The sequence below is a fragment of the Pseudomonas sp. NPDC086278 genome, from assembly GCF_050280905.1.
In the GTDB taxonomy this organism is placed as follows: domain Bacteria; phylum Pseudomonadota; class Gammaproteobacteria; order Pseudomonadales; family Pseudomonadaceae; genus Aquipseudomonas.
Window position 1 is genome coordinate 1 of sequence record NZ_JBNNWE010000199.1, and the last position, 2,361, is coordinate 2,361.

General features: G+C 57.2%; 4 protein-coding genes. 1 reads left to right on the forward strand and 3 read right to left on the reverse strand.

Annotated features, from left to right (window positions below):
• On the forward strand, positions 1-871 hold an 871-nt coding region (locus ACQKP4_RS28860; RefSeq protein WP_427637417.1), incomplete at its 5' end, for a phosphoenolpyruvate carboxykinase (ATP).
• Between the two features lie 132 nt (positions 872-1,003).
• Here ACQKP4_RS28860 and ACQKP4_RS28865 read toward each other — a convergent pair.
• The 3 genes from ACQKP4_RS28865 to ACQKP4_RS28875 all read right to left on the reverse strand — a co-directional run.
• Entirely contained in the window at positions 1,004-1,333 is a 330-nt protein-coding gene (locus ACQKP4_RS28865) for a DUF1493 family protein (protein ID WP_427637418.1), read from the reverse strand.
• A 260-nt stretch (positions 1,334-1,593) separates the two neighbouring features.
• Positions 1,594-1,893, reverse strand: coding sequence for a hypothetical protein (locus ACQKP4_RS28870; RefSeq protein WP_427637420.1), 300 nt, complete (start codon positions 1,891-1,893; stop codon positions 1,594-1,596).
• A 257-nt stretch (positions 1,894-2,150) separates the two neighbouring features.
• Positions 2,151-2,361: hypothetical protein (locus ACQKP4_RS28875; protein ID WP_427637422.1), on the reverse strand; the 211-nt coding region annotated here is incomplete at its 5' end.

The following is a 2,361-nucleotide window of genomic DNA, read 5'->3' on the forward strand; positions in this document are numbered from 1 at the left end:
CTTTGCCCGCCGCGCGCTCCTGTTGCAGGAAGTTGCGCAACTCTGCCATGTAAGGCTGGTCGAACTCAGCACGCAGTGCTTCAACATCGAAGGCGGCTGCTACGCCAAGTGCATCGACCTGTCCGAGAAGAACGAGCCGGTCATCTGGAAAGCCATCAAGCACGGCGCAGTCCTGGAAAACGTTGTCATCGACGACGCCAAGCACGCCGACTACGCCGATGTCAGCCTGACCCAGAACAGCCGCGCCGCTTACCCGCTGGAGCACGTTGCCAAGCGTTCCGAGAAAAACCTCGGTGGCGAGCCAAACGCTGTGATCTTCCTGACCTGCGACCTGACCGGCGTGCTGCCACCCGTGTCGATCCTCAGCGAAGAACAAGCGGCCTACCACTTCCTGTCCGGCTACACCGCGCTGGTTGGCTCGACCGAAATGGGTTCCGGCAGCGGCATCAAGTCGACCTTCTCCACCTGCTTCGGCGCACCGTTCTTCCCGCGTCCAGCTGGCGAATACGCAGAACTGCTGATCAAGCGCATCCGCGGCTTCGGCTCCAAGGTCTACCTGGTCAACACCGGCTGGACCGGCGGCGGCTACGGCGTCGGCAAACGCTTCAACATCCCGACCACTCGTGGCGTGATTGCAGCGATCCAGTCCGGCGCGTTGATCGGTGCTGAAACCGAACACCTCAACACCATCAACCTCGACGTGCCATTGACCGTACCGGGCGTTGACACCGGCCTGCTGAACCCGCGCAACACCTGGGCCGACAAGGCTGCTTACGATGAAGCGGCTAAAGCGTTGGCCGGGTTGTTCGTCGAGAACTTCAAGAAGTTTGAAGTGAGCGATGCGATCAAGGCGGCTGGGCCGAAGCTGTAAGGCTTGGGTTTAGCGAATGAAAAAGCCGTCCTTTCAGGGCGGCTTTTTTGTGGGTGATATTCAAGTCATCCGAGTGGCTACAACGGCCATTATTCCAGCTGAAAAGGCGCTGAACAGCCAGAATAATGGCACTTATGTGTTCGGTGGAGTGCCTTCCAGTGCCTGCGTATCCCACCGCTGCACCTTGACCGCTTGGTAAAGCATGCCGATGGTCAACGGGATTTTGTCACCGCGCGCCTTTGCCCTGCGCTTGAGATGCACATCGAACCCTTCGGGCTGGAAGTAGCGATAGGCGTCGTAATCCATGAAGTCGATCCCGAATTGTTCTTCCAGCGCTTCCATCAAATGCCGGGCATCAGCGCCGTCGCAGCCCAGATCGACATTGATCGAGGTGGTGAGGCTGATGGTTTTGCGTTCGGGTAAACCAAGTTCTTCGTGCAGCAACTGCATGAGCAGGTGCATGGCGTGGTCGTCGGGGAAGTTGGGGCGAGGTTCATGGTGCGTCTTCCGTTAAGAACGTGTCGATGAGACGGATTAAGCCTGATCTGGCGCGAAAAGGGAGGTCGATCAACGCTGGGAACGTGGGGCTGGCGCTCACCTCTTACGCCGTCGTCCATCTGCTGCACGCTTTCCATTAGCTCATCAAAAATGTGCTGATGATCTTCTCCAGTGCGGGCTGATCGTTCTCACGGAGAGCGTGAGAACGATCTATTCATTCAGCGTCAGGCAGGCGCTTTCCAGCCCATCATGCGTTGTTGGGCGACTTTGAGCAGGTCGCAGCCGTCCTGATTCAAGAGGTACAGCGCGTGGGTGATGTGGGGGATGTCTTCGACGTCGCCGTGTTTGAAGCAGACGCAGTGCAAGGTTTTGAGGAGGTCGCTGGCGGCCCGGATGCGCTGGAGGGCGGCTTCGAGGATGTCCTGGGGGTTGGCCGCTGTGTCGATGATCAGGGGCGGGGAATCGGTGAGATTGGTTTGCAGCGGAATGTATCGATCGTCTGTGAACGGTTTCCATTTATTCATGATGTGTAATCTCGAAATGCGTCAGAAGTTATCGCAGTCATCGTGACCAAGCGATGGGAGGCGACTGTGTTCAGGTTGGTCAACCGGTGAGATCACACGCTTATCCGGCACGTCCGAAGACGTCCCAAACACAGCCGCCATAAAGCGTACTGACACAAAAACGTCGGCAGCATACAACGGGTGCGTGCGTGGATCTAATACGGGTGACCAAGCCCGAGCCGCTGATTTGGCAGCGACAGTCCGACTATAGGTTTGAGTCACGGGGCGGCGATAGGCGATAAGGAGTCCTCGCTTGTAGGAGCGAGACGAAGCTTCGGCAAGGCGTTGCCTACAGTTTTTTCTCCTGGCTTGATTTCTCCCGTTTGATTGCAAATTGAACTGGTCAAGTAATCCCGGACACCGGTTACGGTGTTTATGCCGCTTTTTGCTCCATAGCTATTGGCGACAGGTAGTGGTTGTAGCTGTGGA

What these genes read in the sequence shown, in the direction of transcription:
- ACQKP4_RS28865 (WP_427637418.1), bottom strand. Translation starts at nt 1,333, where the DNA reads ATGCACCTGCTCATGCAGTTGCTGCACGAAGAACTTGGTTTACCCGAA.
- ACQKP4_RS28870 (WP_427637420.1), bottom strand. Translation starts at nt 1,893, where the DNA reads ATGAATAAATGGAAACCGTTCACAGACGATCGATACATTCCGCTGCAA.